Annotated in this window: 25 protein-coding genes; 10 read left to right on the top strand and 15 right to left on the bottom strand. The window is 60.1% G+C overall.

Translation table 11 applies throughout. From position 1 onward, the window contains the following. Positions 1–61 precede the first annotated feature (61 nt). Positions 62–874: a sulfurtransferase gene (locus Q8L89_08735; protein MDP1709130.1), complete on the top strand. Its 813-nt coding sequence runs from the start codon at positions 62–64 to the stop codon at positions 872–874. A gap of 6 nt (positions 875–880) precedes the next feature. Here the strand turns inward: Q8L89_08735 and thpR are convergent, their stop codons facing one another. From thpR to Q8L89_08715, 4 genes are all read right to left on the bottom strand, one after another. Continuing rightward, positions 881–1,474 carry an RNA 2',3'-cyclic phosphodiesterase gene (thpR, locus tag Q8L89_08730; GenBank protein MDP1709129.1) on the bottom strand — a complete coding sequence of 198 codons (594 nt, stop codon included), beginning with the start codon at positions 1,472–1,474 and terminating at the stop codon, positions 881–883. Continuing rightward, positions 1,464–1,970, bottom strand: a complete 507-nt coding sequence (locus Q8L89_08725; protein ID MDP1709128.1) for a CinA family protein — start codon at positions 1,968–1,970, stop codon at positions 1,464–1,466. Before Q8L89_08725 ends, thpR begins: the two co-directional genes overlap by 11 nt. 125 nt (positions 1,971–2,095) lie before the next feature. Then, positions 2,096–2,290 (bottom strand): hypothetical protein, encoded by a 195-nt coding sequence (locus Q8L89_08720; GenBank protein ID MDP1709127.1) that lies wholly within the window; start codon positions 2,288–2,290, stop codon positions 2,096–2,098. Between the two features lie 97 nt (positions 2,291–2,387). Further along, on the bottom strand, positions 2,388–2,588 hold the full coding sequence (locus Q8L89_08715; GenBank protein MDP1709126.1) for a hypothetical protein: 201 nt from the start codon (positions 2,586–2,588) through the stop codon (positions 2,388–2,390). Between the two features lie 103 nt (positions 2,589–2,691). On the opposite strand from Q8L89_08715, the gene Q8L89_08710 reads away from it, so the two are divergent. Then, positions 2,692–3,627, top strand: a complete 936-nt coding sequence (locus tag Q8L89_08710; GenBank protein ID MDP1709125.1) for a GGDEF domain-containing protein — start codon at positions 2,692–2,694, stop codon at positions 3,625–3,627. 8 nt (positions 3,628–3,635) lie between these two features. Here the strand turns inward: Q8L89_08710 and Q8L89_08705 are convergent, their stop codons facing one another. From Q8L89_08705 to Q8L89_08690, 4 genes are all read right to left on the bottom strand, one after another. Next, the gene (locus Q8L89_08705; GenBank protein MDP1709124.1) at positions 3,636–4,886 is read right to left on the bottom strand and encodes a cyclopropane-fatty-acyl-phospholipid synthase family protein; all 1,251 of its coding nucleotides are present in this window, start codon (positions 4,884–4,886) and stop codon (positions 3,636–3,638) included. Positions 4,887–5,026: 140 nt separating this feature from the next. Further along, positions 5,027–5,302 carry an oxidative damage protection protein gene (locus Q8L89_08700; GenBank protein ID MDP1709123.1) on the bottom strand — a complete coding sequence of 92 codons (276 nt, stop codon included), beginning with the start codon at positions 5,300–5,302 and terminating at the stop codon, positions 5,027–5,029. Beyond that, positions 5,229–6,413 carry an A/G-specific adenine glycosylase gene (gene mutY / locus Q8L89_08695; GenBank protein MDP1709122.1) on the bottom strand — a complete coding sequence of 395 codons (1,185 nt, stop codon included), beginning with the start codon at positions 6,411–6,413 and terminating at the stop codon, positions 5,229–5,231. The genes Q8L89_08700 and mutY overlap by 74 nt, the downstream gene beginning before the upstream one ends. Further along, complete coding sequence (locus Q8L89_08690; GenBank protein MDP1709121.1) at positions 6,413–8,488, bottom strand: AsmA family protein; 2,076 nt, start codon at positions 8,486–8,488, stop codon at positions 6,413–6,415. The genes mutY and Q8L89_08690 overlap by 1 nt, the downstream gene beginning before the upstream one ends. A 70-nt stretch (positions 8,489–8,558) precedes the next feature. On the opposite strand from Q8L89_08690, the gene Q8L89_08685 reads away from it, so the two are divergent. Further along, positions 8,559–8,957 (top strand): hypothetical protein, encoded by a 399-nt coding sequence (locus Q8L89_08685; GenBank protein MDP1709120.1) that lies wholly within the window; start codon positions 8,559–8,561, stop codon positions 8,955–8,957. A gap of 136 nt (positions 8,958–9,093) precedes the next feature. Here the strand turns inward: Q8L89_08685 and ilvA are convergent, their stop codons facing one another. Then, complete coding sequence (gene ilvA, locus Q8L89_08680) at positions 9,094–10,611, bottom strand: threonine ammonia-lyase, biosynthetic (protein ID MDP1709119.1); 1,518 nt, start codon at positions 10,609–10,611, stop codon at positions 9,094–9,096. Positions 10,612–10,713: 102 nt separating this feature from the next. On the opposite strand from ilvA, the gene rpiA reads away from it, so the two are divergent. From rpiA to purT, 4 genes are read left to right on the top strand one after another with little or no spacing between them, the layout of a single operon-like run. Next, positions 10,714–11,370 (top strand): ribose-5-phosphate isomerase RpiA, encoded by a 657-nt coding sequence (gene rpiA, locus Q8L89_08675; GenBank protein ID MDP1709118.1) that lies wholly within the window; start codon positions 10,714–10,716, stop codon positions 11,368–11,370. Between the two features lie 3 nt (positions 11,371–11,373). Further along, complete coding sequence (locus Q8L89_08670) at positions 11,374–11,574, top strand: DUF2905 domain-containing protein (GenBank protein MDP1709117.1); 201 nt, start codon at positions 11,374–11,376, stop codon at positions 11,572–11,574. 8 nt (positions 11,575–11,582) lie between these two features. Then, positions 11,583–11,930 carry a pentapeptide repeat-containing protein gene (locus tag Q8L89_08665; GenBank protein MDP1709116.1) on the top strand — a complete coding sequence of 116 codons (348 nt, stop codon included), beginning with the start codon at positions 11,583–11,585 and terminating at the stop codon, positions 11,928–11,930. 6 nt (positions 11,931–11,936) lie between these two features. Next, complete coding sequence (gene purT / locus Q8L89_08660) at positions 11,937–13,148, top strand: formate-dependent phosphoribosylglycinamide formyltransferase (protein MDP1709115.1); 1,212 nt, start codon at positions 11,937–11,939, stop codon at positions 13,146–13,148. Here purT and Q8L89_08655 read toward each other — a convergent pair. Both Q8L89_08655 and Q8L89_08650 read right to left on the bottom strand, forming a co-directional pair. Beyond that, complete coding sequence (locus tag Q8L89_08655) at positions 13,117–13,536, bottom strand: HIT family protein (protein MDP1709114.1); 420 nt, start codon at positions 13,534–13,536, stop codon at positions 13,117–13,119. The two genes, purT and Q8L89_08655, sit on opposite strands and share 32 nt — an antisense overlap. Then, positions 13,533–13,796 (bottom strand): GIY-YIG nuclease family protein, encoded by a 264-nt coding sequence (locus Q8L89_08650; protein MDP1709113.1) that lies wholly within the window; start codon positions 13,794–13,796, stop codon positions 13,533–13,535. Before Q8L89_08650 ends, Q8L89_08655 begins: the two co-directional genes overlap by 4 nt. Before the next feature lie 12 nt (positions 13,797–13,808). Between Q8L89_08650 and Q8L89_08645 the strand changes: the two genes are divergently transcribed. Then, positions 13,809–14,492 (top strand): alpha/beta hydrolase-fold protein, encoded by a 684-nt coding sequence (locus Q8L89_08645; protein ID MDP1709112.1) that lies wholly within the window; start codon positions 13,809–13,811, stop codon positions 14,490–14,492. 23 nt (positions 14,493–14,515) lie between these two features. Here the strand turns inward: Q8L89_08645 and Q8L89_08640 are convergent, their stop codons facing one another. The 3 genes from Q8L89_08640 to Q8L89_08630 all read right to left on the bottom strand — a co-directional run bounded on the left by Q8L89_08640 (position 14,516) and on the right by Q8L89_08630 (position 16,531). Then, the gene (locus Q8L89_08640) at positions 14,516–14,977 is read right to left on the bottom strand and encodes an RT0821/Lpp0805 family surface protein (protein MDP1709111.1); all 462 of its coding nucleotides are present in this window, start codon (positions 14,975–14,977) and stop codon (positions 14,516–14,518) included. A gap of 142 nt (positions 14,978–15,119) precedes the next feature. Beyond that, positions 15,120–15,980: a 4-hydroxybenzoate octaprenyltransferase gene (gene ubiA, locus Q8L89_08635; protein ID MDP1709110.1), complete on the bottom strand. Its 861-nt coding sequence runs from the start codon at positions 15,978–15,980 to the stop codon at positions 15,120–15,122. After that, a complete protein-coding gene (locus Q8L89_08630; protein ID MDP1709109.1) occupies positions 15,977–16,531 on the bottom strand; it encodes a chorismate lyase in 555 nt (184 codons plus the stop codon). Before Q8L89_08630 ends, ubiA begins: the two co-directional genes overlap by 4 nt. A gap of 130 nt (positions 16,532–16,661) precedes the next feature. On the opposite strand from Q8L89_08630, the gene Q8L89_08625 reads away from it, so the two are divergent. Continuing rightward, positions 16,662–16,823 carry a hypothetical protein gene (locus tag Q8L89_08625; protein MDP1709108.1) on the top strand — a complete coding sequence of 54 codons (162 nt, stop codon included), beginning with the start codon at positions 16,662–16,664 and terminating at the stop codon, positions 16,821–16,823. 56 nt (positions 16,824–16,879) lie between these two features. Beyond that, positions 16,880–17,941 (top strand): sensor domain-containing diguanylate cyclase, encoded by a 1,062-nt coding sequence (locus Q8L89_08620; GenBank protein MDP1709107.1) that lies wholly within the window; start codon positions 16,880–16,882, stop codon positions 17,939–17,941. 38 nt (positions 17,942–17,979) lie between these two features. Here the strand turns inward: Q8L89_08620 and Q8L89_08615 are convergent, their stop codons facing one another. Further along, the gene (locus Q8L89_08615) at positions 17,980–18,342 is read right to left on the bottom strand and encodes a VOC family protein (protein ID MDP1709106.1); all 363 of its coding nucleotides are present in this window, start codon (positions 18,340–18,342) and stop codon (positions 17,980–17,982) included. Positions 18,343–18,479 lie beyond the last annotated feature (137 nt).

Genomic DNA, 18,479 nt, shown 5'->3' with positions numbered 1-18,479 from the left:
AGGTGGCTATTGCCTCGCGACTTAGGGTAAGCTTTCGCCACGAACTAACGGAGTCTTAACAATGCAGCCGCAGTTCCCCCTGGTCGTCGAGCCCGCACAACTGGCAGAGCAGCTCGGGGCGCAAAATCTTCTGATTGTCGACCTGTGCAAGCCTGAGATTTACGCCAATCAGCACGTTCCGGGCGCCGTACACATGGAATATGCGCAACTGGTCGCGGCCCAGCCGCCGGTGATGGGGCTGCTGCCGGAGGATGACCAGTTGAGCCGGGTGTTCTCTGCGCTCGGGCTGACACCCGATATGCATGTGGTGGCCTATGACGATGAGGGCGGGGCCAAGGCCTGCCGCCTGTTGTGGACGCTGGATGTCATCGGTCACCCGCACTTTTCCCTGCTGAATGGCGGTCTGCGGGCCTGGATTGCCGGGCGGCATCCGGTAAGCAGTGTGCCGCTGCGCCCGGCCACAAGCAGCTATCAGGTGGCTGCCACCAAGCAGGCGCTGGCCGACCGGGCCTATATTCTGGAGCACCTGCAAGACCCGCACATCAAGCTGCTGGACACGCGCACAGCGGGTGAATACCGCGGCACAGACAAGCGTGCCCAGCGCAGCGGCCACATCCCGGGCGCAGTCAATCTGGACTGGACCGAGGTGCTCGACATGCAAAATAACGGGCGGCTGAAACCCGCCGAGGCGCTACAGCTGAGGCTGGATGCGCTTGGGGTCAAGGCGGACAAGGAAGTCATCGTGTATTGCCAGACCCATCACCGCTCGTCGCACACCTATATTGTGCTGAAGTCGCTGGGATATACGCACCTCAAGGGTTACCCGGGGGCGTGGTCTGACTGGGGCAACAGCCTCGATGTGCCGATTGAGTAGCAGCGCTCAAAAATAACCCATCGTGCCACCCAGTTTCGGCGCCGCCCCGCCCCCCTGGGTGGCAAGCTGTAGTGGCCAGCGCGCGAGCACGCGGTAGTGTGCGCCTGCATCATCAGAGAACGACTCGGCCAGCACGAAATCTCGCACGCGCCAGCTCACAGAGCCTCGTAGCGTGGGCAATGTTTCCATTTTTTGCACTTTGCGCGCGACGGTGAGGTGTGGCTGATACGGACGGGTTTCGAGTGCCAGCCGGCATGGCGCCAAGGTTTGATGCAGCCCAGCAACCAGGTCAAGCAGGGCGTTGGGGCAATGTGATGTACCCAGCCACAAAATGCGCGGATGCGGCCAATAGCCGAGGTGATTCAGGGTGATATTGAATGGCGCCGTGCGTAACCGCGCCGCTGCCTGTTCGGCACAGTGTTGAGCGGCTGCATCCAGATGACCGAGGAAGGCCAGCGTGATATGCATATTTTCGCTGCGGGTGGCGCGCACTTCATGCGGTACTGATCCATGCAGTATCTCAACCAGGGTGGCGCGCGTGTCAGCATCTGGCCAGAGCGCGAAAAACAACCGACGGGTGTCGGCGGACTCACTTTCCATCACGCAGAAAATCGAGCACACCCTGCAATGCGGCGAATACGGCTTGTCGCCGCACGGCCTCCCGGCCGCCTTTGAATCGCATGCTGCACGAGCGCGTAACGCGCCCGTCGCCAGCCCAGGCCAGACATACCGTGCCGACGGGCTTGCTACGGGTGGCGCCACCCGGCCCGGCAATACCGCTGACGGCGAGACTGATCTGGGCGTGACTGTGGCGCAAGGCCCCTTCCGCCATACGGCATACCGTAGCTTCACTTACCGCGCCGTGCGCACGTAGTACGGCGGCGGGCACATCCAGCATCTCGTGTTTGGCTATGTTGGTATAGGTGATAAAGCCGCGCTCAAACCAGACCGAGCTGCCGGGTACGGCGGTGATGGCTTGTGCCACCCATCCCCCGGTGCATGATTCCGCCGTGGCCAGCATGAGGCCCTGCCGCTTGAGTGTGCGACCGACCTGTGCGGCGAGGGTGTTTGGTGGGTGCAGGCGTGAAGCGGGCACGGCTTAAGCGTAGGTGCAGTGCTTCAAGGCGGGGTGGACAGGCACGGACAGGGTTGGTAAGGACTATGTGAAACAGTAAATGGCTGGCAGCAACACCGCTGCCAGCCATGGTCAAGAACCCGTGTTTAGGGTGCCGCTTCTTCGGCAGGTGCTGCTTCTTCCATGGGTGCTGCTTCTTCGGCAGGTGCCGCTTCCGCCGGGGCTTCCATCGCCGGGGCTTCGTTCATGGTCTCTTCGGCAGCCTGCTCGGTTTTGCCGCAAGCGGTAAGGCCGAGCACAAACAGTGCGGCACCTGCCATTATAAGAATTTTCTTTATCATTTGTGTCAACCCCTCGGGAAATTAAGTATACGAGCGTCCAAGCTAACATGATTGATCAACGGTGATCAAGGGAGCCCAAGAGAAATATTTTATGCGCTCACTGGCCAGCAATTTTTTTCTGAGAAAAACCGGAACGGGTGAGTGGTGATTTTCGGCGCAGAGACTTAAGCCACATCTGAAAAAGGGTTAAGGCGCGGCGCGAGGTCGCGCAGGCATGCCGGCACCGGGAGATTGCCGGGCGGCAAATGCCCGGCAATGCCGGCGTCAGATTAATGGCGAATTGCCAGGCATCAGCCATGGCAAGCTATAGCTGTTTGAATCATCATGGATTTGTTTATTTAAACAGTTGGCATGGTTCTAGCTAGAGATAATCGCGAACAGACTATTTTGAGGCTTCGAGCATGGCAACGTCACAAGCGTCACACTTCCCTTCGGTGAATGTCAGCCAGGCGGACAGGCATCAACGTGCCCGCTCCACGCCGGGCATGATACAGGCCGACGACGGACGGCAAGGACTGGATCGTGCGCTACAGATATCCGCACGCTTACAAACCACGCTCGAAGTAGACGAGCTGGTTGATATCTATGCCCGGGAAATAAAAAGCAGCATCAGTTACCACAGTATTTCCTACCAGCACCCGGAGCAGGGCTTTAATATCACGCGGGGTGAGGTGGCGCGTCATACGTGCAGCTATCAGCTGGTGGTCAATAATCAGTTTCTGGGTGAAGTGACGTTTACACGCAAGCGGAAATTCAGCCAGAACGAGAGCCAGGTACTCGAGGACTTGCTGTGTGGCCTGGTTTACCCGCTACGCAACGCCCTGCTATACAGCCAGGCGCTGAGGGCTGCCTTCTGTGACCCTCTTACCGGTATAAACAACCGCAGCACGATGAGCGCGACACTCAAGCGTGAAGTAGAGCTTGCGCGACGCCATGATTTACCGCTGTCGGTGATCATGCTGGATATCGACCGGTTCAAGAGCATCAATGACCATTACGGTCACGCGGCTGGCGACAGAGCGATCCGTGCGGTGGCGGATGAGTTGACTGCGTGTATCCGCGGCAGCGACATCCTGTTCCGTTATGGCGGAGAGGAGTTCGCCGTCATCCTGAACAACACCGGCCCGGGTGGCGCAGTACTGCTGGCCGAGCGCATACGTGTGGCGCTGGAAGGGACGGAGTGTGTGCACAATAATGCTGTCATCCGCTTTACTGCGAGTATAGGGGTGGCATTCCTGGAAGACACCGACGACGATGAGCGGCTTTTCAAGAAGGCTGACGAGGCTTTGTATCAAGCCAAGGCAGAAGGCCGCAACCGGGTACGGCTTGCCGCCTGAGCGGGGCTTTAATTTGCTTCCTGTATTCTCCCGGCTTCCTGTGCCGGACAGGTATCGAGCGCAGTTACAGGGTTACCGTTACGGTAAAGATAATTACGTGTAATCGGTGTCACGCCCAGACGATGCGTTAGCTGCACCTGGAACACAACCAGATCCCGCCAACGAAACGCGGCTTCGCACGAAGCCAGATAAAATCCCCACATGCGGCAAAAGCGTTCGCCCATGCGTTGCTTGATCGGATCCCGGTGCGCATGGAAGCGCTGGCTCCACGCGGCCAGCGTCATCGCATAATGCAGCTGCAGTACTTCGATATCACAACTCACCAGCCCGGACTGTTCAATTGCACCCACCATCTCTGACAGGGCTGGGTTGTAGCCGCCGGGGAAAATATATTTCTCGATCCAGGGGTTGGTTGCCCCCGGCGGGCCGTGGCGCCCGATAGTGTGCACCAGCGCGATGCCGTCGTCAGCGAGCAGGCGGCGCACCTGATCGAAATAGTCGTGGTAGTGACGTACGCCTACATGCTCAAACATGCCTACGCTGACGATACGGTCGTAGTTTCCATGATGTTCGCGGTAATCCTGCAGGCAGAAGCTGACCTGCTTCTCCATGCCGCGCTCCCGGGCGCGCGCTTCTGCCACGCGCAATTGCTCGCGCGCGAGGGTAAGCCCGGTGACCTCTACGCCCGCATGTTCGGCAAGATAAAGCGCCAGGCCGCCCCAGCCGCAGCCGATATCAAGGACACGCTGGCCGGGCTGGAGGCGCAGCTTGTTCATGATGTGCCGACACTTGGCACGCTGCGCCTCTTCGAGTGAGAGGTTGGGTTCATAGAAGTAGGCGCAGGAATACTGCATGTCTTCATCCAGAAAGCGGCGGAACAGCCACTCATCGAGGTCATAGTGGTGCGCAACATTACGGTAACTGCGTGCGATGCGATTGCCGCGCGCGACGAGTTTTTTAAAACGATGGGACAGGCGGCTGCGCTGCTCGGGCCGCTGCTCGGGGAAGTTCAACATCAGCAGTTCAAGCAGGCCGATCAGGTCGTGGTCTGCGGCATCCCATTCGCCGCGCATGTAAGTTTCACCCAGCATCAGTTCCGGGTCGCGCAGGATGCGCTCAAGCGCGCTGTCATGGTACAGCAGCAGCTTGGCGTGCGGCTGGCCGACGCCGAAGTGGTGGTGCTGGCCATTGGCAAGCACCAATTCAAGGCAACCGCGCCGGATGTGTTTTTGCAGCAGGTTCAGACAGGCTTGGCGCATGATTGAGTAACCTCAAGCGGTAAGCAAATCGCAAGGGCTCAACAACCTTGAATTGCCCTCACCCCAAATGAATTTTACCAGCACGGCCTCGTACAGGCAATGACTGGTTGCGGCGGTGCGGAGCGAGCTATCCTGTGAAGCTAGGTGGTTGCCGGCGGTACGTAGCCGGACGGTTTGGCCGAACCCTCACCAAAAAAGAATTTTTCCATTTCCTGGGCGAGAAACTCACGCGCCTTCGGGTCTACCATGCTCAGCCGGTTTTCGTTGATCAGCATGGTCTGATGGCCGATCCACATCTTCCATGCCTCCGCCGAAACATTTTCGAAAATCCGTTTGCCGAGTTCACCCGGGTACGGTGGCAGCTTCAGGCCTTCGGCTTCGCGACCCAGTTTTACGCAGCTGATCATTCGTGTCATGAGCATTCCTTGCAGGAGATTGTTGTGCCAGCTTCAGTAGCAGGCGCTTTACGGGTGCGGCAAGTCCGCGCGCATCGGGTTGATTAATGTTATACCAAACACTGGGCACCTGTTCCGTGACAGTGGGGCTGTGCGTTGCTATTTCAGCCAGTGCCGGCAGTATATCAAGGTGAAAATGACTGAAAGTATGGCGCAGTGCAGGCCAACATTCGACCCGTCCGGCTACCAGGCCAAGCGTGTGCCTGCACCAACGTTGAATGCCAGGCCCGCCGCGCAGCGTGCACTCGGGCAGGCTCCACAAGCCACCCCATACCCCCGCAGGCGGGCGTTGCACGAGCAATACCGCCCCCGTGTGGTTGCGCAGCATTAGCAGGGTGGTATTGCGCACCGGCAGCGCGGCGCGTGGCTTTGGTGCCGGATAGTCGCTCGTGCGCAGTTGTGCGTGCGCGATGCAATGCGGGCGTAGTGGGCAGCAGGAGCATGCGGGGCGCGAGCGCGTACACACCGTAGCCCCGAGATCCATGAGTGCCTGCGTATAGTCGCGCAGGCGCGCTGTGGGCAGGTGTGCCTGCGCCAGCGCCCACAGCTTTTTTTCAACGGCGGGCGCGCCTGGCCAGCCTTCGATGGCATGTACGCGCGCCAGTACGCGACGCACATTACCATCTAATATTGCATGGCGTGCGTTGTGCGCAAGTGCGAGGATCGCCCCTGCGGTTGAGCGCCCGATACCGGGCAACTGCATCAGCAGATCGATGCCATGCGGCAGCTCGCCGCGATGGCGTTCGCATATCAGGCATGCAGCCCGGTGCAGGTTGCGTGCCCGGGCGTAATAGCCGAGACCTGTCCACAGGTGCAAAACTTCGTCGAGCGCAGCGGTGGCGAGCCCATGCACATCCGGAAACCGCTCCATGAAGCGCAGGTAATAGGGGATGACAATGCCGACCTGCGTCTGTTGCAGCATGATTTCCGACACCCAGACCCGATAGGGGCTGGGGTGAGCCTGCCAGGGCAGATGCTTGCGCCCGGCGCGGTCAAACCACGCCAGCAGGTGCGTGCCCAGTGCCCCGGCTGGTAGTGCCCCGGCTGGTGAGGAGGTCGTGGATTGCGACATCAGCGAAACAGATTTTTGAGCTTGTCCTGCAACTGGTCACCGAGCTTCTGTTTCTGTTCGTCCAGTTTTTCATCGACCTTGGCCTTGGCGCGACCGCTGAGTGCTGCGCCCAGATCAGGGCGATAGCTCAGGTTGGCAAAGGGGCCCTTCACCTGTATTGGGATGGTGACGCCCTTGAGGTCAGTCAGCTCCCGGCCACCCTGTCCTTGAAGGGTGCCGACCACGGTGACGCTCACGCGGTAGTCCATGTACTCTTTCACCAGGTCGGCCATGCCCTCGCCGCCTACGCGCAGCAGCGGCGACTTGGCCGACAGGTCGTTGTTATGGGCAATGCCGTTGACCAGTGTGACTGTGCCGCGTAACTCGCTGAACTCTGTCTGGTCTGGGGTTGTGGCTTGAGGTGTGCTGCCGCCCTTGAGCGTTGCTTGTGCCTCGCGCAGCATCCGGGCAATGTTGATGCCTTTCACCGCGCCGTCGGTGAATGAAAACGCTGCCTGGCCGGAGAGCGAGCGCTTCAGTGCATCAGGGGTCGTCCCCTGTGCGGTGAGTTTGGCGCTGAGCGTGGCGAGACCAGTAACACGGTCTTTGCCAGACAGGTCTTTGAGCAGCGGCCCGGCCTGTATGTTGCTCAATGAGTCGTTCAGGGTGAGCAGGGGGATGTTTCCCCGCACGTCAAGGCGCGTACTGCCCTCGTATTTACCCTGGTACAGTACTGCGCGCAGGGGGTTGAGGCGGATATCCCCGGCGTGTGCCGCCAGGCTGATCAAGACATCGCTGGTACGCAGGTTTTTGACCTTGAGGCTGGCGATGCGCAAGCTGGCGTCGAGATCCAGTTTGCGCAGAGTCGCCATCGGCAGTGCGCCGGCACTTGCGGCCACCGCCGTCGCAGGCGAGGCGGCTGGCGTGGCGGCGCCTTCGCGTACGGGGGGTAGATAGCGGTCAAGATCCAGGCGATTGACCGAGAGCGCTATCACCGGGCGCGGCCGGGAAAGATCGCTGATGCTCAGGCTGCCGGTGGCGGTGCTGTCGTCCAGTTGCAGCTTCAGGTTGCTGAGCCGCAACCGTTTTGCCGTGGCGTCCACGCGGGACTCAAGCGCCGCCCGGGTGAGCACGTTGGCATCGGCAGTTTCAGGCAGTTCAACACCGAGGGGTTTGAGTATGGCCCGCGGGCTGAACTCGGCGAGCTTGAGATTACCGCTGAACTCAGGTGCGTCGAGAATGCGCGAGCCCTTGAGGTTGCCGCTGCCGTTCATGCCCTGCCCGCCCAGCTTGATATCCGACAAGGCGAGCGTTTGTTGGGGCAGTTGCGCGTTAAGTCGCGCTGACAGGGTGAATGCGGGCGTTGCCTCATCGTCCGCGCTGTATAGCAGTGATTTAAGCACGATATCCCGCAACTCATAGTGCCGCTGCGTCGCATCGAACCGGCCCTGGCCCTGGGCGGAAAACCGCAGACGCATGGCAGGCTGCTTGCTGGCGAGGACAAAATCAAGTGCCAGATCGAAGGGTGTCTTGTCGGCCAGCTCACCGGTGCGCAACTGAATGTCTTTGAGCAGATAATGCGTGCCAGCGTGCGCGTCATCATACGAGATGGTCGCATTGGTGATATTCATGCCGCCAATGGCAAGCGCGGCGAGACTGGCAAGGGGGTTTTTGTCGTCAGACGTATCACTGCCGGCGGCAAGGTCGCCCCAGTTGGGGCGGCCGGATTTGTCCCTGGCCAGGTTGAGCGTGAACCCATGCAGGACGACGGTGCCCATGCGCACTTCCCTGCTCAGCAGTGGCAGCAGCTTCACGCGCAACTCCGCCGACTCGGCGCGCACAAAAGGCTCGGCGCCAAAGCCCGGTGCATTGCTGAGCGCAGTTGCACCCAATTTTACGCCAAGCCAGGGAAACACAGAGAGCTTGATGGTGCCCTGAATATCCAGTGTGCGCCCGGTTTTTTCCTGCACCAGCTGTGTAATCTGCGGCTTGAAATCATCCGGATCCACAAACAATGGCACGGCGATGGCGGCAACAACGATTACCAGCAGCGTGGTACCCGTCAGCCAGGCCAGGATTTTCAAACTCTTGAGCATGGCAGATCCCCTCCCTCGCAATATTGTCGGTAGGTCGTGACCGCAGAACACTCATGATACACTAGCCCGTATGCCGCAAACTGAACAACAACCACTGCTGATCAGGGGCAAGGGTGACGAGACGTGCGCGGGTACACTGCATGCCAGTATATACGGTGCGCGGGAGCGTGCAATGCGCGCGGCGCAGATGCTCGCGCTGTGGTGGGCGCTGGCCCTGCTGAGCGTGCTGATACCGCTGGCGCACTTTATTCTGGTACCGCTGTTTCTGCTCACCGGCCCGGCCATGGCCTACAAGCGCTACCGTGCGGTAGAAGTGAGCGAGCGTGTAGAGGGGCATTGCCCGGTGTGCCGCAACGCCATCAAGCTCAAGCTCGGACCTGCCGAAAAACCCGTGCTGTGGAAGTATTGCCCGGTGTGCCAGGAGCCGCTGTCGTTCGAGACGTCCACATCGCCTGCGGTGCAAGCATGATACGTGGAATTTATGCGGCGATTCTGTTGCTGGTGATCATCGGCTGTGGTGCTGCTGCGCTGTATATCCTGGGCCACAACCTGATTGTGATGTGGCTGAACTAGCCCGTACGAGCCAGAGGCAGGTGTTGCCTGCGCTAGCCCAAAAATAATTTATACGCAGGATTGCCGCTTTCTTCGCTGCAGGGGTAACCCACCTCATCCAGAAAGGCCTGGAACGGCGCGCTCTCTATGGGCGGCACCTGCACGCCGACCAGCACGCGCCCGAAGGCGGCGCCGTGGTTGCGGTAGTGAAACAGGCTGATGTTCCAGCGTTGCCCGATGCGGTTGAGGAAGTGTAGCAGCGCACCCGGGCGCTCCGGAAACTCGAAGCGGTAAAGGACCTCATGCTCCACCCGCAGATGGGTGTGACCACCAACCATGTAGCGGATATGAATCTTGGCCATCTCGTTGTCGCTGAGGTCGAGTACTGGGTAGTTGCGTGCGCGAAGACGCTCGAGAAGTGCGAGTTTTTCTGCCGGTCCGTCATGCATCTGTACGCCGGCAAACACATGCGCCTCCGCCGGATCGTGATAACGGTAGTTGAATTCGGTGATCGAGCGATGTCCGAGTGCGTCACAAAATTCGCGGAAGCTGCCGGGCCTTTCGGGAATGGTGACAGCGAGCAGCGCCTCGCGCTGCTCGCCGAGCTCTGCGCGTTCGGCGACATGCCGCAGGCGGTCAAAGTTCATGTTGGCGCCACTGTCGATGGCGATCAGGGTTTCACCCTTGCAGCCTTCGCGCGCGACATATTTTTTCAGGCCTGCAACCGCCAATGCTCCGGCAGGTTCGGCGATGGAGCGGGTGTCGTCGAAGATATCCTTGATTGCAGCGCAGACTTCATCGGTGCTGACCAACATGACCTCATCGACGCACTGTTGCGCAATACGGAACGGCTCGGCGCCGACCTGGCGTACCGCAGCACCGTCGACAAAAATTCCGACATGATTCAACACTACACGCTGGCGGGCATGCAGGGCCTCATATAAACAGGCAGCATCATCCGGCTCGACGCCGATGATCCTGATCTCCGGGCGCAGATGCTTTACATACGCCGCCACGCCGGCAATCAACCCACCGCCTCCCACTGGTACGAAGATCGCGTGCAAGGCATCGTTATGCTGGCGCAGTATTTCCATCGCCACAGTACCCTGCCCGGCGATGACCTCGGGGTCGTCATAGGGGTGCACAAATGTCATTCCGTGTTGCGTGGCGAGGCTGAGTGCGTGTTCGCAGGCGTCGTCGTAGCTGTTGCCGTGCAGCACGATTTCGGCCCCGAGGGCGCGTACCGAGCCGATCTTGATTTCCGGGGTGGTCTTGGGCATCACGATCAGGGCGCGAACGCCCAGCTTCTGGGCGGCGAGCGCTACACCCTGCGCGTGATTACCCGCCGAGGCGGTGATGACGCCGTGCTGTAGTGCCTCCGGGGACAGATGTGCGATTTTGTTATAGGCGCCGCGCAACTTGAAGGAAAACACAGGTTGCAGATCCTCGCGCTTGATAAGCACGCGATTACCGAGGCGACGCGACAAGGTGGGCGCGAGGTCAAGCGGCGTTTCGTTCGCCACATCGTACACACGCGCCTTGAGGATTTTCTCGACGTAACGTTCAGGCATGGCCTAACTTAGCAGAAACCGGGTGGTGGCGTAAAACATAACCTTTATTTTAGAGACAATAAGCAGGTATTCTTAGCGAACAGGAAAACAAGGACTTTCGGCATGACCCAGGATGAGATGAAGCAGGCAGTGGCCAAGGCTGCCCTGGAATATGTGCAGGCGGGCGAGATAATCGGTGTCGGCACCGGCTCTACGGCCAATGCCTTTATTGACGCCCTTGCTGCCATCAAGCACAAGATTAAAGGCGCGGTAGCCAGTTCTGTGGCGACAGCCGAGCGGCTGAAGAAGCACGGTATTCAGGTGCTGGACCTCAATGAAACGGGCGACCTGTCGGTTTACGTCGATGGCGCTGATGAAGCAACCCGGCACCTGCACCTGATCAAGGGTGGCGGCGGTGCGCTCACGCGCGAGAAGATAGTGGCGGGCGCCAGCCGCACCTTTGTCTGTATTGCAGACGAGTCCAAGCTGGTTGATGTGCTGGGCACATTCCCCTTGCCGATCGAAGTTATTCCCATGGCGCGCAGCTTCGTGGCGCGCGCCATGGTCAAGCTTGGTGGCGAGCCGGTGCTGCGTGATGCCTTCAAAACCGACAACGGTAATGTGATTCTCGACGTGCATGGGTTGAAAATAATGGAGCCGGCCAGGCTCGAAGCCGAGCTCAACAACATCCCCGGTGTGGTGACGAACGGGCTGTTCGCGTTGCGCCCGGCCGATGTGTTGTTGCTCGGCACCCCGGCTGGCGCGCGCAAACTCACCTGAGCCATGCTGCGCTGGCTGATTGCCCTGGGGGCAATGTTGATCGTGATGGGCCTGCTCTGGCCCTGGCTCAGCAGGCTGGGCTTTGGCAGGCTGCCGGGCGACATCATGGTCGAGCGCTTCGGCATGCACTTTTACTTTCCCATTACCAGTTCGATCGTGGTCAGCATCATTATCTCCATTGTGTGGTTGATATTACGCAGGTAGGAGGACACATGAGCAAGAAACCCGAAGTCAAAAAAGACCCCATGTACATGTTGTTGCGCGAAGGCAAGATTGCGGACTTCAATTCACGCAAGACGTATGGCGAAAAATGTGACCTCACGTATTGCGACTTCCGGGGGCTGGATTTGCGCGGCCTCGACGCCACTGGCATTGATTTCAGCCACAGCTACTTCCGCCAGACCGATCTGCGCGGCGTGGACATGTCTACCTGCAAACTGGAAGGCGCCAGCATCAACGGCGCGCGCACCTCCGGCGCCTATTTCCCCAAGGAGCTGGGCGCCGACGAGATAACACTCTCACTGCTGCACGGCACGCGCCTGCGCTATTCGACGAAATAAGCAGCTGTGAAGATCGGTACACCGCTGAGCGCTACTGCCACGCGCGTGATGTTGCTCGGTGCGGGCGAGCTGGGCAAGGAGGTTATCATCGCCTTGCAGCGTCTGGGCGTGGAGGTGATCGCGGTAGACCGTTACGCCAACGCGCCCGGGCATCAGCTGGCGCACCACACACATGTCATCAACATGGCCGACGGCGTAGCGTTACGCGAGCTGGTAAAGAAAGAAAACCCACACCTCATCGTGCCGGAGATCGAGGCGATAGCGACCGATGCACTGGTCGAAATCGAGTGCGCCGGTCTTGCCGAAGTGATACCTACCGCACGTGCCGCGCAGCTTACCATGAACCGGGAGGGCATCCGCCGGCTGGCTGCGGAAGAGCTGGGCCTGCCCACATCACCCTATGCCTTTGCCGACAGCCTGGACGCGCTGTGGGCGGCGATCGATGAAAAAATCGGCTATCCGTGCATCGTCAAGCCGGTGATGTCATCGTCCGGCAAGGGGCAGTCGCTGATCAAGGCGGCGCAGGACGTAGAAACGGCATGGCACTATGCGCAATCCGGCGGCCGTGTGGGGCTGGGCAAGGTGATCGTCGAGGGCGTAATCCATTTTGATTATGAAATCACGCAACTCACCGTGCGCGCAGTCGGCGACACAGGCGAGATTGAAACATTCTTCTGCGAGCCCATCGGGCACCTGCAAGTGCAGGGCGATTACGTCGAAAGCTGGCAGCCGCAGCCGATGAGCGCGATAGCCCTGACCCAGGCTCGCGCTATCGCGAAGAAGGTCACCGACAATCTGGGCGGGCGTGGCATTTTCGGTGTCGAGCTGTTTGTGAGGGGCGGCGAGGTCTGGTTTTCCGAGGTCAGTCCGCGCCCGCACGATACCGGCATGGTGACGATGGTGTCGCAGGTACAAAGCGAATTTGAAATCCATGCGCGCGCGATTCTGGGACTGCCGGTGAGCGTTGACATGCGCGGCCCCGGGGCCAGTGCAGTGATCTATGGCGGTCTGGAGGCCAAAGGCATCGCATTTGAAGGTGTGGACGAGGCGCTGCGCGTGCCAAGCGCTGATCTGCGCCTGTTCGGCAAGCCGGAGTCATTTGTCAGGCGCCGCATGGGCGTGGCGCTGGCCGGCGGCAAGGATGTTGACGAAGCGCGACAGCGCGCGAAGCTCGCAGCCGGCAAGGTCAGGCCGGTGGCGGACCAAGACGTGCGCTGAGCCGCTGGCGCAGCAACGCAAGCTCTGGCACCGCATGCGGAGCGGCATCATGCAGGCGCGCAGACCAGACCGGATTGGGAAAGTGGGCATCGTCCATGTAGCGTGGAATCACGTGCCAGTGCAGGTGGGGCGTCTGGTTGCCGAGCGAGGCGAGATTGATCTTGTCCGGTCGCAGCAGTTCGCAGAGCACGGCTTCGGTGGCGAACACCACGCCCATGAAATGACTGCGGTCTGATGCGGTGAGGTCGGTCATCTCCTTTATATGCGTTTGCCAAATCACGCGGCAGTAGCCTGGGTAATCCGGATCATTGACCAATATCACGCGGCAGCGCGGATCCTGCCACAATACGGTCTCGTCGTATGCGGCGCAGAGCGGGCAGGTGGTCATGGCGCAGCGCCCGTGCCAAGCAGGGCAAGTTTGCGGCTGCGGGGCAGCGTTCTGAGGGTGTGTTCACGCCGCAGCGCCTGTGCGCGATTATCGGCGGGTTCGCAATACACCATTTTTACCGGCCTGCGGCCACGGGTATACTTGGCGCCCGTGCCGGTATTATGTTGGCGCTCGCGACGCGACGGGTCAGTGGTGATGCCGGTATAAAGGCTGCCATCGGCACACTTGAGAATATAACAAAACCATATGTTGTCACTCACCCCGGTTATCCCATGTCAGAACTGCTGTCATCGGTAGAGGTTAATCCATCCGCACCGGTCACGGCCAGTGTGATTTTTCTGCACGGCCTCGGCGCCGACGGCGATGATCTGGCGCCGCTGGCGGCGGAGCTGGATCTGGCGGGGGTGCGTTTTGTGTTTCCGCATGCACCGGTAAGGCCGGTGACGATCAATGGCGGTTATCGCATGCGTGCATGGTACGACATTGTGAGTCGCGATATTTTACAGGGCGAGGACGATGCCGGTATACGGGAGTCGGAGCAGCAGGTGTGTGCACTGATCAGGCATGAGATGGGGCAAGGCGTGCCCGCAAACCGTATTGTGCTGGCCGGGTTTTCGCAGGGCGGTGCCATTGCGCTGCATACGGGTCTGCGTTATCCACAACAGTTGGCGGGGATACTCGCGCTGTCCACGTATTTGCCGCTGGCGGCCAGCCTCCAGAAGGAAGCAGCGCCCGCCAATGCGGCGACACCCATCATGATGGGGCACGGTACGGAGGACGATGTGGTGCCCTACGCTACCGGTGAAAACTCACAGCGCCTGTTAGCCAGCCTCGGGCATCCTGTGATATGGCGCAGCTATTCCATGCCGCACACACTGTGCGCGGCGGAAATTGAGGATGTTGCAGTCTGGTTGTGCGGGGTGCTGGCGCTGGAATTGCCGCGCCCTCCGTGTTGAAGGGCGCGGCAAGGTTACGGCGTTTAGTTAACGATTTTCCAGCTACCGTCGGACTGACGGCAGGCGGTGCCGTAGGCGGTCTGTTTCTGGCCGTCGACGGTGACAGCGGTGGTGTATTCACGACAGTTCTGACCGGCTGTGTTTTGGTAGGTGCGTGTTGGAGTGACGTATACATCACGCCCGGTATCCGGGTTGTGCCACGAGGCCACCTGATTGGTCGGGTTATGTTCCAGGGCATGTTGTGCATTCAGCTGGTCGGTTTTATCCATATACTTGCCGACTTCGCCGCCGATTACAGCGCCCACCAGTGTGCCCGCGATGATGGCCGCTGTTCGCCCCTTACCCCCGCCGACATTGGAGCCGAGCACCCCGCCCAGTACCCCGCCGACGACGGTACCGGTCTGCTGCTTGTCCGGCGGGGTCTGGCAGCCGACAAGGCCAAGCGCCAACAGGCCGGTCACCAAAAGCAAGCTAGTCTTGTTCATGAGGTGGATCTCCTTAAAGGTCAATAATAAGTGCTGCCGCACGGGCGTTTTTACGCCCGCAGAGGCCGTGCCCCGTATAGCTTAACGTATGAGCAGGCAAAGCGTTGACAAGTTCCTGTGCCATTTTTCAAAAACAGGGTTGTTACTGTGCAACAGTATAGTTGAGCGCAATACCGATAAATACCGCTGCACCCAGCAGATTGTTGTTGAGAAAGGCCTTGAGACACTGTGCCGGGGCACGATCCTTGATCAGATATTGATGATACACCGCCAAGCCCGCTGCCGCAGCGAGACCAAGATAGTAAGGCGCGCCCAGTTTGGCATGCAGCCCTACCACCCCCAGCGCGGCGAGCAGGGTCAGCTGTAGCGCACCAATGATCAGGCGATCGGCCTCGCCAAACAGGATGGCGGTGGATTTTACGCCCAAGTGCAGGTCGTCGGCGCGGTCGACCATGGCGTACATCGTGTCATACACCGTGGCCCACAGTACGGTGGCGACAAACAGCAGCCAGGCCAGCGGCGGCACGCTGCCGGTCTGCGCGGCAAACACCATCGGCACCGCCCAGCCAAAAGCGGCACCGAGGTGCACCTGGGGCAGGTAGGTATAGCGCTTGGCGTAGGGATAACTCACCGCAAGCAACAGTGCAATAAGCGCCAGCTTGAGCGTGAGCTCGTTCATGAGTAGCACGAGGCCAAAGGCCAGCAGGCATAGCACGCCGAACAAAAACAGCGCCTCACGCGGCGTAACGGCCCCGGTGGCGATAGGCCGATCGCGGGTGCGGCTGACATGCGGGTCGATATGGCGGTCGGCGTAGTCGTTGATGACACAGCCCGCCGAGCGCATCAACACCACGCCCAGCACAAACACAGTCAGCACCAGCAGGTCGGGCTTGCCTGCGGAGGCGATCCACAGCGCCCACAGCATGGGCCACAGCAGCAGAAAAATCCCGATCGGGCGATGCAGGCGCGTGAGCAGGTAATATTGATAAAGGCGCGGTTTTATATCGGTAGCTTGCATGGGCGCATATCATGCAGAAATATCTCGCTTAATAACAGCGGCCGCTCACAGAGATAAAACAGCGAGCGCCGCCCCCAGAATTGATCCGGCGGCTTGCCTTTCAACCCCAGCGTGGTGTGTTTATAGAGTCTGTGCGCGGGGGTAAGACAGGCGACGTGGACGTCGGCGCGGCGCATGGTTTTGTCGGCAAACAATACAGCGCCCAGCGAGCGGTTGCCGAGACGGGCGAGGCGGCGGTATTTTCCACTCAGGGTCTCGCGTGGGATGACGGTGCGTGCGAACACCCAGGGTCGTCCATCACACAGCAGGTGCACCTCGCGCACCAGGGCGCGCTGGCCCGGGCGCAGACCCAGGGTGTGGAGCTCGTCAAGCGTGGGGCGCGCCCACGCATTTCGCAATACCTCCACCCGAAATTCGCCGCATACGGCTTGCAGCCGTAGTGTGAGCGAGGCCGGGTCGAGCAGCCAGTGCCAGAGTATCCGGGCGGGGCGGCTGGCCCGTGGAACAGTGCGTGGCAGGCGCCAGAGGGTATACATGCGGGCTGCTGCAGGGTGTTACTCAGGAGGAACAGGAGCGGCTGCGTGCATACGCCGGGCTGGCGTGAGGCAGCAGGTTGCCGGGCGGCATGGAGTGCAGGAATATATATTGCGTGGGCATGACAAGTTATTGAATAAGATTATTTTTGCTGTGATTTGCGGTGCAGCCCGCAATGCGGTCACTGGGGTGGGTCCTGAAATATGCAGCAATGCCGGGCAGAAGCTTGCGTTTGTGGCCAAGGGGAATGCTATCATGGTGCCAGCGTATGTAGCGAATATCGGCACAAGTTAAAGCCTCCCGGCTGCGGTACCTCAAGAGACAGCATCGGGAACCACGAGTGATGCCCGATGCAGCCGTCCCACAAAAGCCTCAAGCAGCGCCTGATCAGCAGGCTCGGCCAGATTGCACGAGCGTGCGTGACGGATACCGAGCAGGCGTTGCACGAAGCCGAGCGGCATTATCGCGAGGTGGTGGAAAATGCCGCTGAATTTATTTACACCACGGATATCCACGGCAAGTTCACCTACGCCAACCCCGCTGCGCTGAAGTACTCCCATCTCGACCTCAAGCAGCTGCGCGAGCTCAACTGTCTGGATCTGGTGCCGGAAAGTCATCGCACCCGTCTCTCGCGCATGTACATGCGCCACTACCTTGCCCGCGCAGAGACCTCCTATGCGGAGTTCCCGGTTGCACTATACCCCGGTGAGCAGCGTTGGCTGGCCCAGAACGCATCGTTGGTCATGGAAGGTAACCGTGTTGAGGGGTTTCACCTGATTGCGCGTGATATCACCGAGCGTAAGGCCGCTGAGCAACTGCTGTTACGTAATGCGCTGCACGATGCCTTGACCAGCCTCCCCAACCGCGCGCTGTTTATGGATCGTCTGGGCCTTGCCGTTCATCGCGCCAGGCGGCGTAACGACTACAGGTTCGCGGTGCTGTTTCTCGACCTGGATCGATTCAAGAGTGTGAATGACACATATGGCCATATCATCGGCGACCAGCTGCTGATCAATATCGGCCACCGCCTTGCGGCATGTCTGCGGCCGGGCGACACGGTGGCACGCTTTGGCGGGGATGAGTTTGCGATCCTGCTGGAGGAGATACACAGCGTGGATGACGCAACAGACGTCACGACCCGTATTCGGGAAGAGATGGCGCAACCTGCACTGCTGGGTGGGCAGGAGCTCTTCATCAGCGCGAGTATAGGTATCGCACTGAGCGACGAGGAGCACGGCCATGCGGAAGATCTGCTGCGCAATGCCGACATCGCCATGTATCGCGCCAAGGGGCAAGGCAAGGGCGGCGCTGAGGTGTTCGGTGCCGGTATGCATACCGGTATCCGGTCACTGTTACAGCCCGAGGGGGAACCCGGCAAGGCTGAAGAGCAGACACAGTCAGCCGCCGTCTAGTCCCATGACGGCTCGCTACCGGACGTCAAGCCGGGTGATTACGTGTGCTGCTGTAATTCGACCAGATTGCCGTCCGGGTCGCGCACAAACAACTGCGGAAAGCCGCGCCGCCCCTCGCGAAACGGAATACCGAGCGCAGCAAGTCTGGCCTTGACGGCCTCATGGTCGTCAATCGCAAACGCCACATGATAATCGCGCCGCGGGCGCTGCTCGGCAGGCGGCAAGGCATCGGGCACCACCATCAGATGCAATTCGTTCGCGCCGAGGCCATACCACACGCCGTCAAAATCTAGCGTCTGGCGCGGTTTCTCCTTCAGCCCCAGCACGCCTTCGTAAAATTCCCTGGCGCGCGGGAGATCATTTACCAGCAGCGCGGCGTGCAACAGTTTCGAGATATTCATGGTGCGTATGGTAAACCGCCAGCTGCCCTCATCCCAGCCTTCTCCTGGAGGGAGTAAGCAGCACTCGCCCCCCCCCCCCCCCCCCCCCCGATGGCTCCTTACTCCCTCCAGGAGAAGGCTGGGATGAGGGCAGCTGG

Source organism: Gammaproteobacteria bacterium (assembly GCA_030680605.1).
Lineage (GTDB): Bacteria > Pseudomonadota > Gammaproteobacteria > SURF-13 > SURF-13 > JAQBXX01.
This window is presented reverse-complemented; position numbering and strand designations above follow the sequence as displayed.